The 13880-nt window shown below is 54.1% G+C and carries 14 protein-coding genes; 3 read left to right on the plus strand and 11 right to left on the minus strand.

All coding sequences use genetic code 11. The annotated features are described in order from the left end of the window. Window positions 1-76: 76 nt before the first annotated feature. Window positions 77-1159 (minus strand): TRAP transporter substrate-binding protein, encoded by a 1083-nt coding sequence (locus AMM03_RS09410; RefSeq protein WP_090130947.1) that lies wholly within the window; start codon window positions 1157-1159, stop codon window positions 77-79. Window positions 1160-1288: 129 nt separating this feature from the next. Then, entirely contained in the window at window positions 1289-2440 is a 1152-nt protein-coding gene (locus AMM03_RS09415; protein ID WP_369793690.1) for a substrate-binding domain-containing protein, read from the minus strand. Window positions 2441-2574: 134 nt separating this feature from the next. Between AMM03_RS09415 and AMM03_RS09420 the strand changes: the two genes are divergently transcribed. Genes AMM03_RS09420 through AMM03_RS09430 form a run of 3 tightly spaced genes read left to right on the plus strand, consistent with a single transcriptional unit; the run spans window position 2575 to window position 4861 of the window. Next, on the plus strand, window positions 2575-3312 hold the full coding sequence (locus AMM03_RS09420; protein ID WP_090130949.1) for an ABC transporter permease: 738 nt from the start codon (window positions 2575-2577) through the stop codon (window positions 3310-3312). Further along, entirely contained in the window at window positions 3309-4031 is a 723-nt protein-coding gene (locus tag AMM03_RS09425; RefSeq protein ID WP_090131537.1) for an ATP-binding cassette domain-containing protein, read from the plus strand. Before AMM03_RS09420 ends, AMM03_RS09425 begins: the two co-directional genes overlap by 4 nt. Window positions 4032-4054: 23 nt before the next feature. Next, a complete protein-coding gene (locus AMM03_RS09430; RefSeq protein ID WP_369793699.1) occupies window positions 4055-4861 on the plus strand; it encodes an ABC transporter substrate-binding protein in 807 nt (268 codons plus the stop codon). 48 nt (window positions 4862-4909) lie between these two features. Here AMM03_RS09430 and AMM03_RS09435 read toward each other — a convergent pair whose 3' ends face one another. From AMM03_RS09435 to AMM03_RS09475, 9 genes are all read right to left on the minus strand, one after another. Beyond that, complete coding sequence (locus tag AMM03_RS09435; protein WP_090130953.1) at window positions 4910-5950, minus strand: XdhC family protein; 1041 nt, start codon at window positions 5948-5950, stop codon at window positions 4910-4912. 45 nt (window positions 5951-5995) lie between these two features. Next, window positions 5996-6571: a CoxG family protein gene (locus AMM03_RS09440; protein WP_090130955.1), complete on the minus strand. Its 576-nt coding sequence runs from the start codon at window positions 6569-6571 to the stop codon at window positions 5996-5998. Between the two features lie 22 nt (window positions 6572-6593). Further along, a complete protein-coding gene (locus tag AMM03_RS09445; RefSeq protein ID WP_090130957.1) occupies window positions 6594-7772 on the minus strand; it encodes a vWA domain-containing protein in 1179 nt (392 codons plus the stop codon). 12 nt (window positions 7773-7784) lie between these two features. Next, window positions 7785-8702, minus strand: a complete 918-nt coding sequence (locus AMM03_RS09450; RefSeq protein WP_090130959.1) for an AAA family ATPase — start codon at window positions 8700-8702, stop codon at window positions 7785-7787. Further along, on the minus strand, window positions 8699-9490 hold the full coding sequence (locus AMM03_RS09455; protein ID WP_090130961.1) for an FAD binding domain-containing protein: 792 nt from the start codon (window positions 9488-9490) through the stop codon (window positions 8699-8701). The genes AMM03_RS09450 and AMM03_RS09455 overlap by 4 nt, the downstream gene beginning before the upstream one ends. 22 nt (window positions 9491-9512) lie before the next feature. After that, complete coding sequence (locus tag AMM03_RS09460) at window positions 9513-11888, minus strand: xanthine dehydrogenase family protein molybdopterin-binding subunit (RefSeq protein WP_090130963.1); 2376 nt, start codon at window positions 11886-11888, stop codon at window positions 9513-9515. Window positions 11889-11898: 10 nt separating this feature from the next. Then, window positions 11899-12366, minus strand: a complete 468-nt coding sequence (locus AMM03_RS09465; RefSeq protein ID WP_090130965.1) for a (2Fe-2S)-binding protein — start codon at window positions 12364-12366, stop codon at window positions 11899-11901. 121 nt (window positions 12367-12487) lie between these two features. Further along, window positions 12488-12880 carry a fluoride efflux transporter CrcB gene (gene crcB / locus AMM03_RS09470; RefSeq protein WP_090130967.1) on the minus strand — a complete coding sequence of 131 codons (393 nt, stop codon included), beginning with the start codon at window positions 12878-12880 and terminating at the stop codon, window positions 12488-12490. Window positions 12881-12895: 15 nt separating this feature from the next. Continuing rightward, a complete protein-coding gene (locus AMM03_RS09475; RefSeq protein WP_090130969.1) occupies window positions 12896-13837 on the minus strand; it encodes a recombination-associated protein RdgC in 942 nt (313 codons plus the stop codon). Window positions 13838-13880: the final 43 nt, after the last annotated feature.

Below are 13880 nucleotides of genomic sequence, written 5' to 3' on the forward strand. Positions count from 1 at the left end.
AGACAACAAAAAACCCGCCTAGGCGGGTTTTTTGTTGGGCTGATTGAAAGCTGCTTTTGAGAGCAGCTTTATTTAATTACAGCTTCTGGCGTTCCATGAAGTTGTTCATGCTGGACTCAGCCAAGCTGAACCACTGGTTGGCTTCACGACGGAAGTTGGAGTAGTCAGCGTAGATTTTCTTCCACTCTGGGTTGGTGTTGCTCAAGTTTGAGTAGACTTCTTGTGAAGACTTGAATGCAGCGTCCATCACGTCTTTGGGGAAGGCGCGCAATTTGGCACCTTGACCGATGAGGGTCTTCAATGCAGCTGGGTTTTTGTAGTCATACTTGGCTTGCATGTCGGTGTGTGCATACGTAGATGCGCACTCGATGATGGCCTTGTACTCGCTGGACAAACCTTCGTAAGCCTTTTGGTTGACGTACAAAGCCAACTGAGGGCCCACTTCCCAGAAACCAGGGAAGTAGTAGTTAGGTGCCACTTTGTTCAGACCCAATTTTTGGTCGTCATAAGGGCCAACCCACTCGGCTGCGTCGATGGTGCCTTTTTCCAGTGCTTGATAAATCTCACCGCCAGGAATGTTTTGGGGCACTACGCCCAGGGGTTCCAAAACTTTACCGCCGAAACCGCCCACGCGGAATTTCAGGCCCTTCATGTCTTTCAAAGATTTGATTTCTTTGCGATACCAGCCGCCCATTTGAACGCCTGTGTTGCCCATTGGGAAGTTAACGATACCCACTTTGGCGTAGAACTCACGGAACAGCTTCAAGCCATTGCCTTCGTACATCCAAGCAGTCATTTGACGGCTGTTGAGACCGAAAGGAATGGCGCAGTCCAGAGCGTAAGTTGGGTCTTTGCCGAAGAAGTAGTAAGGCGCTGTGTTGGCCATTTCGACGGTGCCATTGGACACGCCGTCGAGCACGCCAAATGCGGGCATCAATTCGCCAGCAGCGTGAGTGGTGATGGTGAACTTGCCGCCAGACAATTCGCCAACTTTCTTGGCAAACACGTCGCAAACACCAAACAATGTGTCGAGTGATTTGGGGAAGCTCGAAGCAATGCGCCAGCGCAATGTAGTTTGAGCATGGATAACCGCTGGGGCTACGCCTGCGGCCAGGACGCCAGCAATACCGGCATTTTTAATAAGGGAACGACGATCCATGGGGTTAACTCCGGAAGTCTAGGTTAATGAATTCAGGACGCTATCGCGACACTGAAGACTGCTTACAGTCATGGTCGCTATTGTAGGAAATTTAAATCGCACTTTTGCGCGGGTTTTCCCTGCGCTAGATCAATGTTTGGCAGAGGTTTTTTGCAGCTTTGTGCGGGGTTTGAGGTTCCACCACGGCAGTTCTTGGCGAAGAGAGTGAACATTGCCAGATTGATTGGCTTCATAGCCAGACATCTCTTCAAGCTTAAGTTGCCAATTGGCCGAGGCCAAGTGCTCTCTGAGCACGAAAACCGGAGGGGAATCCAAAGCACTTTTGAGGCAAGCCAACCAATAGTTTTCAGTCACCAAGGGAATGAAGTCAAGGCCGGCAGCCAATGCGGCACTTTCAATGGCAAGGCCTGCATCGGCTTGACCTGAAGCAATGCATGTGGCCACAGCACTGTGCGACAGCTCTTGTCGGTCGTAGCCCAAAAGTTGCTCTGGCTTGATGCGTTGATTGATCAGCAGTTCATCCAACAAAAGCCGTGTCCCTGTGCCCAGTCCGCGGTTGACATAACGAAACCGCCCATTGACCACATCTTGCAGGGACTGCACATTCAAAGGGTTGCCAGCCTTGACCAGCAAGCCTTGAGTGCGTTTGGCAAAGCCAATCAGTTTGTGCAGTCCTGGCTTGAGTAGGGGTTTGTAAGTTTCTGCAGAGAGACTTTTTTCATTGGGTTGCGACAGGGTGTGAAATCCGGCTATTTCACAGCGACCTTCGTTCAAGGCGCGAATGGCGTCGACGCTGCCGCAAAAACGGATGTCGAGGTGGAGGGACTTTTGTGATGCGGACTCGCGCAGACGCACCAAAGCATCGTCATGGCTTGCGTACAGGGTCAGTAAGTGGGCTTGGGGGTCAAAGGCGACGGCAAAGGTTCGCTCAATTTCTGCCATGAGCGATTCAATGGGGGCCGCCAAACGGGCCTGCGCTTGGCGTTCGGCCCACAGCAACTTGCTGGCAAATTCGGACAGTTCTGCCGGCATGCCTTTTTCCCAAACGATCAGGTTTTGGTTCAACCGAAGCTCCCATTTCTTCAGCTCACCCCAAACGTGTCGATAGGAGAGGCCCAGAGATCTGGCGGCTGCAGCTATCGAGCCATGTTCCCGGACCGCCTGCAAGAGGTCCATGAGTGGGTTGCGCAACAAAGCCTGCGGCCTTTGTTTCAAGCCGTCAGCGGTTGGTGGGGGAGAGTTCTCTGGCCCCCAGTTGTAGGAAAGTTCAATTTTTGGCACGGCCTAAGTGTGCCTCATTTGGAATGGGCTTAGATGCCACCCGCACCAGGGCTTATGCACAAAAATTCATAGCGGAACACCCGCGTAGTTCAGGTTATTCAAAAAGGCTAGCATCGGCGCAAGTTTTAATCCTTATGAATACCTTTTCAGACAGCGCTGCCACAGCGTTTCAACTCATTAGCTCTCTTGATCCTGGCCTTTGGACCATTGCGGGCAGGTCGCTTGGCGTTAGTGCCACGGCATGCTTGATTGGCTGTTTGATTGGGATCTCATTGGGGGCGTATTTGGGAGTGTCGCGCTTTACTGGCAGGGCGATGGTGCTCACAGTCCTCAACACGTTTTTGGCTTTGCCATCCGTGGTGGTGGGCTTGGTCATTTATTTGTTGCTGTCTAGGACAGGGCCGCTTGGATTTTTAGGTTGGTTGTTCAGTTTCAAAGCCATGGTGCTGGCCCAAGTGGTGCTGGTGGTGCCTGTGGCAGCAGCCCTCAGCCGACAAGTGGTTGAAGATGTCGAGGCAGCGCATGGTGAGCAGTGGCGATCTTTAGGGGCCGGCAATTTGGTGCGCTGTGTGTTGCTGGCTTGGAACGAGCGCTTTGCCTTGCTCACCGTCGTGGTGGCTTGTTTTGGACGTGCTATCTCTGAGGTGGGTGCTGTCATGATTGTGGGTGGCAACATCGAAGGCTTTACGCGTGTGATGACCACGGCCATTGCGCTTGAAACCAGCAAAGGCGATTTGCCATTGGCCTTGGCGCTTGGCATTGTGCTGCTGGCCATTGTGGGTTGTTTGAATGTGTTGTTGGCGCTGTTTAGGCATTGGCAAGATCGCCATCAGCAATCTAAGCCCAGCAGCTTGCGGGGATGGGTGACATGACAGCTCTCATTTCACTCCAACATGTGAGCTTGAAGTTGGGTCATGTGCAAGCGCTGAGCGATGTTTCTTTGACGGTTCAGGCCGGCGAGCATGTGGCGCTGATTGGCGCCAATGGCTCTGGCAAAAGTACCTTGCTGCGAGTCTTGAATGGACTTCATCCTGTGTCTGAGGGACGCTTGCAATTGGCAACTTGCAGGCAAGCCATGTTGTTTCAAAGGCCCCACATGTTAAGAAGCAGCAGTTGGAACAACGTGGCACTTGGCTTGTGGCTAGACCGCAGCTTGGGCTTGCGGTGGTACCAAGCCAAAGCACGGGCCTTAGAGGCTTTGTCGGTGGTGGGTTTGTCGGGCGTGAAGCTGCAAAACGCAGCCACCCTGTCGGGCGGTCAGCAGCAGCGCTTGGCCTTGGCCAGAGCTTGGGCCAAAGAACCCGAGTTGCTTTTTTTGGATGAGCCCACAGCCAGTTTGGATCCACCCGCCAAACGAGAGATTGAAACACTGGTGCAAGAAATGATTGCACCCAAAGAGAAGCCTACCCCCATGACTTTGATTTTTGCAAGTCACAACTTGGGCCAAGTCAAGCGCTGGGCCAGCCGGGTCATTTACATCGAGCAAGGGCGCATCTTGGCGGACTTGCCTACAGTAGATTTTTTTAACGCTGAATGTTTGAAACAACATAGCCAGCAAGCTTTTTTATTTCTACAAGGAGAAACCTCATGAACGCAATGAATCAATTCAAACCTATGGTGCGCTTATTGCAGAGCACCGCACTAGGCCTTGTCTTTGCAGGTTTCAGTGCCCATGCCATGGCGCAGTCCATTGTGATGTCTTCCACTACCTCCACTGAGCAATCCGGTCTGTTTGGCCATCTGTTGCCAGCGTTTAAACAGGCCTCTGGCATTGACATCAAGGTGGTGGCCTTGGGCACAGGTCAAGCTTTGGACATGGCGCGTCGCGGTGATACCGATGTGGTGTTTGTGCACGACCAAGTGGCCGAAGAAAAGTTTGTAGCGGACGGCTTTGGCGTAAAGCGTTTTCCAGTGATGTACAACGACTTTGTGGTGGTGGGGCCTCAAGCCGATCCAGCCAATGCCAAAGGCAATGACATTGTGGCCGCACTAAAAAAAATCGCAGCCAGCAACGCCGCATTTGTTTCTCGGGGTGACAAGAGTGGCACGCACGCTGCTGAATTGCGCTTCTGGAATCAAGCCGCATTGGCCTCACAAAAAGGAACGGGCTACAAAGAATGTGGTTGCGGCATGGGGCCTGCACTGAACATCGGTGCCTCTACCGGCGCCTATGTCTTAACCGATCGCGGTACTTGGTTGAACTTTAAAAATCGCGCTGACTTAAAAGTGCTGGTAGAAGGCGATGCCAAGTTGTTCAATCAATATGGTGTGATGGTGGTCAACCCCGCCAAGCATGCGCACGTGAAACAAGCCGATGCACAAAAGTTTGTGGACTGGGTTATTTCAGCCAACGGCCAAGCTGCTATTGCTGCCTACAAAATTGGTGGTGAATCTGTGTTCTTCCCCAACGCCAACAAATAAGTTGGGCTTGCTAATGCTTAGATCGGCTTAGATCAGCGTTGATCAAAATTAGCGGCTTGTGAAGCAAACAGGCGCCGAAGGATCGATGGCGGGTCCTTCGTGTGTGTTCTTGGCGTGTGCCACATCCATGTCGCGCGGCAAGGGCACACCATTTTTAACCGCCAACACTTCGGCCATGATGCTCACCGCTATTTCTGCAGGTGTTTTGCTACCGATGTAGATGCCGATGGGCCCACGCAGCCGGGCCAGTGATTCTTCGGTTTGATCGAAGTGCTCCATCATGCGTTGCTGGCGCAGTAAGTTGTTGCGACGTGAACCAATGGCACCGATGTAAAACGCATCGGTTTCTAACGCAGCCAACAAAGCCAAATCGTCTAGCTTGGGGTCGTGGGTGAGCGCAATTACACAGCTGCGTCTGTCTGGGTGAAAACTGACCACCAGATCGTCCGGCATGTCGTGCTTCACGGTCACGCCCGCCACCGACCACGCACCGCGATATTCTTCACGCGGATCGCACACCGTGACGGCAAAGCCATTGAACAAAGCCATGGTGGCCAAGTACTCGGTCATTTGACCGGCACCAATCAGCAGCATTCGATATTCAGGCCCAAAGGTGTTGATGAGTTGTTGCTCATCGATGTGCAAATCGCTAGGGGCATCGCTGGCAGTCAGGGTCACAGCCCCAGTGCTGAGGAGGGTGCAGCGCTGAGTGAGTTGACCTTTTTCGAGCATGGCAATCAACTCGGCCAAGCTGGCTGCATCGGGGTTGAATTCCAGAAGCAGCTCTAATGTGCCGCCACAGGGGAGGCCAAAGCGATGCGCCTCGTCGGCACTGATGCCGTATTTCAAACGCACGGGCGCGCTGTCTGTGATGGCATTGGCTTTGCTGTACTGCGCAATCAGATCGTCTTCAATGCAACCGCCCGATACGGAGCCCACAACAGCCCCTGTTTCGCACAAAGCCATGATGGAGCCTACTGGGCGAGGGGAAGATCCCCAGGTTCTGACCACCGTGGTGAGCAGGGCTCGCTGGCCAGCTTCACGCCAAGCTTTGAGCGTGCGCAACACCACAATGTCTAAGTTTTCCATGATGTCGTGAATGGCTATGAAGCTAATTTAACGGACTTAAAAGACTTAACGGACCATGGCCCAAACAGCGCCGGCACCCACCACCAAAGCAAGCCAAACCCATGAGGGCACACCGCCAGAACTGGCTGCAGGCTGTTCAGCAACGGCAGCGACTGGCGCTGCGCCTTCAGCGGCTGGGTACTTGGCTTGCAGGGCTTCATCAAAGCGTTTGAAAAAGTCTTCGGCCAAAGATTTGGCGGCACCGTCAATCAGGCGTTGTCCGAGTTGGGCCAACTTGCCACCCACAGTGGAGTGAACGGTGTATTGCAATTCGCAACCTTCAGCATGCGGGTGCAAAGAAACTTTGGATTCACCTTTGCCAAAACCTGCCACGCCGCCTTGTGCTTCAAAATTCAATGAATAGGAGTTAGGCACTTGAATGTCAGACAGCGTCACTTTGCCCGTGAACTTGGCAGACACAGGGCCAATTTTGATGGCCACACCGACGTTGTAAACATTGGCTTCTGTCAGCTCAAACTTGTCGCAGCCTGGAATACATGATTTCAAAATGCTGGGGTCATTCAATGCGTCCCAAGCTTGGGCTTGTGTCACGTGAAGTACGCGTTGTCCTTGCATGTCCATGAGGTGTCTCTCCTAAAGTTTCTTAATGCGATTTCAAGAGCTTAGACAAGGCACTGGCCAATTCTTCTAAGCGCGATAAATTGTGGATGGCCAACATGCCGTTGACATGCTTGTTCAAGACGCTCGCACCCATTGCGATAGGAGCATAGCCCTCAAAACGCAGCAAAGGATTGAGCCAAAGCAAAGAACGAGTATGCCGTTTAAGCCAAACAAGTTCCGAGTCTAGCGTCTCTGCAGTGCCTGTATCCAAGCCATCGCTGATTAACAACACCACGGTGCGTCGGCCTGTGAGTTTTTTGGCATGTTGCGCGCGAAATTGCGCCAACGATTGGCCCAACTGGGTGCCGCCCGCAAAGTCTTGAATTTGTCGACTGGACAAGGCCAGCATGTCATCGGTGTCTCTCAGCTTGAAGGCCGGATTGAGGTTGGTCAAGCCTGTGCCAAATGCAAACACTTGTCGCGGTGTGCCACGGGTGGCTTGGTGCAAAAAAGCCAAGAGCAAGCGGGCATAACGCTCCATGGAGCCACTGATGTCAACCAAGATGAGTAGGGGCAGGGCTTGAGGCTTGCGTTGCATGCGCGGCAAGCGCAACACATCGCCATCTTGGCGGGCTGCTTGCTGCATGGTTTTGGCCCAGTGCATGCGTTCACCGCGGCCACCTGCGCGGGTTCTACGGCCTTGTATTTGGGGTAGGGGCAACTTGACGCGACGGGCTAATTTTTCGACCAAATTGAACTCGCTGGCACTCAGGCTTTGAAAGTCTGCTTGCTGCAAGCGCTCGCGGTCGCTGGCGCTCATGGCCGCGTCAAACTTCAGTTCAACCTCTTTGGGTTTGACAGGGTCATTGTTTTTGTTTTTAGCGGCCAATGCTTCTTGGACGCGTGATTTGCGCGGCACGCCTGGCGTGGCTGTGGGCGCTTTGGGAAGCAATTGCGACAGTAGCTGACGTGTCAGTTCAGGGTCTCTGAAGAAGGCCGAAAACATTTGGTCAAACACCACCAAGTCTTCTTGTCGGCTGACCAAGCAGGCTTGAAGGGCGGCAGACAAATCGCCTTTGCGTTCAATGCCAACCAGCTGCGTCGATTCAATGGCCAAGCTAATTCGCGACGCATCGATGGGCAAGCCCGCTCTGCGCAAGGCTCTTGCAAACCCCGTGATATTGTCACTGAGTTTGCCAGTGCGTGCGTCGCCCAACAGCATGTTGAAAAACTCTTAAATAACGGTAGGGGCAGGGGCCAACAAATCGTCAAGCAAAGGCGTGATGGCTGCGATGTCTTCGCGCTGCTTGAACAAGATACCCACGGTGTCTTGCACCACTTCAGGGTCGAGTGTGAGGGTGTTCAAGGCCACCAAGGCTTTGGCCCATTCCACGCTTTCTGCAATGCCGGGTGCGCGCTGAAAGGCGCTGGCAAACGGTTGGCTGCGCAGACGGCCTACAAATTCGGCCACTTGCTCGGTAAGTTGGGCGCTGGCTTGCGGTACCTGTGAGCGCACCACGGCCAATTCGCGCTCGCGATCGGGGTAGTCCATCCATTGGTACAAGCAGCGACGTTTCACGGCATCGTTCAAATCGCGCGTGCGGTTGCTGGTGAGAATGGTGACGGGGGCTACTTCGGCTTTGATGGTGCCCAGTTCTGGAATGCTGACTTGGTACTCGCCCAAATACTCCAGCAAGAAGGCTTCGAAGGGTTCGTCAGTGCGGTCGACTTCATCGATCAGCAGCAGCGCACCTGGGGCTTTGGTTTGAAGCGCTTCTAGCAACGGACGTTTGACCAAGAAGCGTTTTTGATAGACCTCGCGCTCAATCTCTTGAGGCGATGCGCCAGTGCCAGATTGAGAGGCTGCTCGCATGTGCAACAGTTGCGCTGCGTGGTTCCATTCGTAAAGCGCTTCACGCTGTTCCATGCCGTCATAGCACTGAAGCCGAATGAGAGGGCGCCCCAAAACCTTGGCCAAAGCTTTGGCCAGTTCTGTTTTGCCCACGCCAGGCTCTCCCTCCAACAGAAGAGGTCGCTCCAATTTGAGGCTCAAAAAAACGGCGGTGATGAGCCGCCGTTCCGCGAAATAGCCCACGCCTTGAAGGGCCTGGGCAAGTTCGTCGATGCTTTTGAAAGTGTCTTTTGCGGTCATCCGTTCGCCTGTTTCACCGCCCTTTGAGTTTGCACGGTGATCAGGTGAGCGCGATAGGCCTTTGAAGCGTGCAGGTCGGCATTGAGATCCGTAGAGTCTACCGCGACTCCGGCTACGGCTTCAGGGGTAAAGCTCTTTGTCAAAGCGGCTTCCATGCCAGCATGACGGAATACGCCATTGCCTGCGCCTGTAATGGCCACGCGAGCGCCGCCAGCCGTTTGGGCCACAAACACACCAACCAACGCAAAGCGTGAGGCGGGTTGGTTGAACTTGGCGTAAGCCGCTTTGGTAGGAATAGGGAAGCTCACAGAAGTGATGATTTCGCCCGCTTCCAACGCGGTGGTGTACAGACCTTGGAAAAAGTCGTCGGCTTTGATGGAGCGCTTGTCGGTATTCACCGTGGCGCCCAAAGCCAGCAACGCGCTGGGGTAGCAAGCGGCAGGGTCGTTGTTGGCCACAGAGCCACCAATGGTGCCCATGGAACGAACTTGCTTGTCGCCAATGTTGTTGGCCAAAGCGGCCAAGCCTGGAATGTTCTTTTGAACATCGGCGTTGTCGGCCACATCTTGATGGCGCGTCATGGCGCCAATGACGATGTTGTTGCCGTCTTTTTTGACGCCAGCCAAACCGCTGATGGCGGCCAAATCAACCAAGGTTTCGGGTTGTTGCAGGCGCTGTTTCATGGCAGCGATCATGGTTTGACCACCTGCCAATACTTGACCACCAGCTTGTGCCAGTTTTTGGGCGTCTGCCAAAGCGGTGGGGCGTTCGTAGTTGAATGCGTACATGGTAAATACTCCGAATTTTGAATTAGGCCTTGGCGGCTTGAATGGCTTCCCACACGCGGTGCGGTGTGGCAGGCATGTCAAAGTCTTTGACGCCCAAAGGAGCCAAAGCGTCCAGTACAGCGTTGATCACTGCAGGTGGTGAGCCAATGGCGCCAGCCTCACCGCAACCTTTGGTGCCCAAAGGATTGGTGGTGCAGGGGGTGCACTCGTGGCCGATGGCGAAATCGGGGAAGTCGTCGGCACGGGGCATGGTGTAGTCCATGAAAGAGCCGGTCAAGAGTTGACCTGTTTCTTTGTCATACACACAGTTTTCCATGAGCGCTTGACCAATGCCTTGAACCAAACCGCCGTGCACTTGGCCTTCCACAATCATGGGGTTGATGATGGTGCCGAAGTCGTCCACTGCCGTGAACTTGTCGATTTTGGTCACGCCTGTTTGCGGGTCAATTTCCACTTCGCAGATGTAAGTACCTGCGGGGAACGTGAAGTTGGTGGGGTCGTAGAACGCAGTTTCGTTCAGGCCTGGCTCCAACTTGTCGAGGGGGTAGTTGTGCGGCACATAAGCCGTGAGTGCCACCGTGCCAAATGGAATCTTTTTGTCGGTGCCCTTGACACTGAATTCGCCATTGGCAAAGTCAATGTCGGCATCGCCGGCTTCCATGAGGTGGGCTGCAATTTTCTTGGCCTTGGCTTCAATTTTGTCGAGGGCGCGCATCAGAGCGGCACCGCCCACAGAAATGGAGCGTGAGCCGTAAGTGCCCATGCCGAAAGGCACGCGGCCGGTATCGCCGTGAACAATGTCGACGTTTTCAACTGGGATGCCCAAGCGCGCTGCCACCACCTGTGCAAAGGTGGTTTCGTGACCTTGGCCATGGCTGTGTGAGCCGGTGAACACCGTGACGCTTCCTGTGGGGTGCACGCGCACTTCGCCGCACTCAAACAAACCAGCGCGCGCGCCCAGAGCGCCAGCCACGTTACTTGGGGCCAAGCCGCAAGCTTCGATGTAGCTGGAGTAACCAATGCCGCGCAACATGCCTTTGGCAGCACTGGCGGCTTTGCGGGCTGGGAAGCCTGCCAAGTCGCCCAGTTTGTTGGCGTGGTTCATAAGGGCGTGGAAATCGCCGGTGTCGTACTGCAAAGCCACTGGCGTTTGGTACGGGAACTGTGTGATGAAGTTCTTGCTGCGAATGGCGTCTTGGGTCATGCCCAATTCGAAGGCGGCGCGCGACACAATACGCTCGAGCAAGTAAGTGGCTTCTGGGCGTCCCGCGCCGCGATATGCGTCAACTGGTGCGGTGTTAGTGAACCAAGCGTCTACCTCCACATACACCTGAGGTGTAGCGTATTGGCCGGCCAACAAAGTGGCGTACAAAATGGTGGGAACCGCTGTGGAAAACGTAGACAGGTACGCACCCAAGTTGGCATCGGTGTGCACGCGCAAAGCCAAGAATTTGCCGTCTTTGTCGATGGCCAATTCGGCGTGGCTGGAATGGTCACGTCCGTGGGCATCACTTAAGAAAGCTTCTGAACGGTCGCAATTCCATTTGATGTTGCGGTTGAGCTTTTTGGAAGCCCAAGTGAGGCACACATCTTCAGCGTACAAATAAATTTTGGCGCCAAAACCACCACCCACATCGGGAGCAATGACGCGCACTTTGTGCTCGGGCAAGCCCAGCACAAACGCCGTCATGAGCAAGCGCTCGACGTGCGGATTTTGGTTGGACACATACAGCGTGTACTCGTCGCTGGCGCGGTTGTAGCTGCCGATGGCGGCGCGAGGCTCCATGGGGTTAGGGGCCAAGCGGTTGTTGATGAGGTCGAGCTTGGTGACGTGAGCAGCACCTGCAAATGCAGCGTCTACAGCGGCTTTGTCGCCAATGGCCCAGTTGTAGCAATGGTTGTTAGGGGCTTCGGCGTGCAATGCTGTGGCAGATTTGGCTTGACGCACATCGACCACGGCGGGCAAGACGTCGTATTCCACTTCGACCAATTCGGCTGCGTTTTTGGCTTGTTCCAAAGTTTCGGCCACCACCATGGCCACGTGGTCGCCCACGTAACGTACCTTGCCATTGGCAAGGATGGGGTGAGGCGGCTCATTCATGGGCTTGCCGCTGGTATCGGTAATGAGCCAGCCGCAAGGCAAGCCATTGATCTTGGCATCGACCACATCGGGGCCGTCGAGCACTGCAACCACACCAGGCGCTGCCAAAGCTGCAGCTTTGTTGATGCTCTTGATGTTGGCATGTGCGTGAGGTGAACGCACGAACACCGCGTGCGTCATGTTATCTAGGCGGATGTCGTCGGTGTAGTTGCCAGCGCCTGTGAGAAAGCGATAGTCTTCCTTGCGACGCAAGGCTTCACCAATGTGAGGAAGTTTGGAAAAATCTGATGCACCCATGATGAACTCCTTAAGCTTTCATGGCAGCAGAACCTTGCTGCACGGCCTTGACGATATTTTGGTAACCGGTGCAACGGCACAAATTGCCTTCGAGCAATTCGCGAATTTCGAGTTCGCTGGCGTTGGGGTGGCGCTTGGCGATGTCGACGGCGCTCATAACCATGCCAGGTGTGCAGAAACCGCACTGCAAGCCGTGACATTCTTTGAACGCAGCTTGCATGGGGTGCATGGTGCCATCGGGCTGGGCCATGCCTTCAATGGTGGTGACTTCGGCGCCTTGGGCTTGTGCGGTGAGCATGTTGCAAGACTTGACGGCGCGGCCGTTGACGTGAACCGTGCACGCGCCACATTGGGCGGTGTCGCAACCCACGTGGGTGCCAGTCAGTTTGAGGTGCTCGCGCAAAGCGTTAACGAGCAATGTGTTGGGGGCTGCGTCGACGGACACTGATTTGCCGTTGACCTTCATTTGAACCTGCATGCGGGACTCCTCGGGTTGAATTCGCCCTCCAGTAGATCACGGTCATACAGCTAGGCTTTTAAGGACTTTCCCTTATGAAAAAATGCACTTGACTTGGGTCAAGCCAGTTGTCACCAAAGTTTCAAAAATTGCTGCCAGTTAATCGGACAGTCATTAACCCCAGATAGGTCAGCAGCAATGAGCCCAACAGGTGCAAGGAAGCCGTTGCAAGTGCCAAGAAAAGGCGGCCTTGTTGGAGCATGCCGACGACTTCGACCGAAAAGGTCGAAAAAGTAGTTAGCGCGCCTAAAAAACCTGTGACCAGCAACAAACGCCATGCGGGGTCAATTTGGGGAAAGTTTTGAAACAGACCCACGCAAACACCAATGAGGTAGCCGCCAATGAGGTTGGCGGCCAAGGTGCCCCAAGGGAAAATGTTCTCGGAATGGGGGGGTGGGTTGAGCCAAAGCCCCAATTGCCAGCGGCTTAAGGCGCCGACACATGCACCGATGCAAATGGCAATGACTGAGGACATGCGGCGGACTCCCGATTAAAAAGGTGGCCCTTCGGCTTCAGTGGCTGGCTCGGCAAAGATGTTTTCGCCACCCAAAGCTTCCAAGATGTCTTTGATCAAGGGGCTGAGCATGCCCGTGCTCAAAACCACATTGGCGTCAAATTTGTCATCGCCCTGAGTATTGAGGCTGTCGGGTTCGGTGCCGTCTAGGAAGCTCAATTTTTTGAACTGAAGGTTGTCGGTTAAAACAAAACTGGCTTTGCCTTCCCAGCTGAGGGCCAATTGGGTGGGTAGCTTGCCCTCGCGCACATGCTTTCTGACTTCTTCGGTGCTCAAAATATGGCGGGTGTACTTCACCATGGGCTGATCTTCGGCACCAGACTTTAAGACGCATTCTTTTTCAATGCTGATAGAGGCTGGCAATTCGTCTGAGTCCGTTGCTAGCAACCACGATGCCATGGCTGTCTGAGGGGATGTGGCGGTTTGCAGTAAATTTAAATCAAGGCTGGGAAGGGCACGCACCAATTGGGTGATCACCTCATCGGCTTTGCCTGAGCTGGCTGCATCGATGGCCAAGAGTCGATCTTGGGGATTGATCCAAACGGTGACAGCGCCTTGTTTGGCAAAGGCTTGGGGCAAGAGGCTGTGCAAGATGTCTTCGCACATTTCACGTTTTTCTTTTTTGCCCGGCTTGCGGCCTGTTTTTGATTCAATTTCTTGAATTTGTATCTCTGCCTTGCGTTTGACGACAGAGGAGGGCACCGCTTTGGTTTCGATCATCAGTTTGGCAATCCATTGGCCACCGATGTTTTCAAGCAATGGGCCGTGGGCAATGCCGCGAGGTTCTATCCATCCAACTGATTTGTCTTGGCCAGGCGAGCACTCGGTAAATCTGGCCGTTGCCAGCGCTGTTTCAATTTCGGAAGCAGTCGCTACCCAATTTGGCCCAATGCGGTAGGCCGTCACATTTTTAAACACTAAATTCCTTTGGGTATTCTTTGACCTGATGTCAAATGGGTCG

Origin of the sequence: Limnohabitans sp. Rim11 (assembly GCF_001269365.1) — a bacterium.
GTDB lineage: Bacteria > Pseudomonadota > Gammaproteobacteria > Burkholderiales > Burkholderiaceae_C > Limnohabitans_A.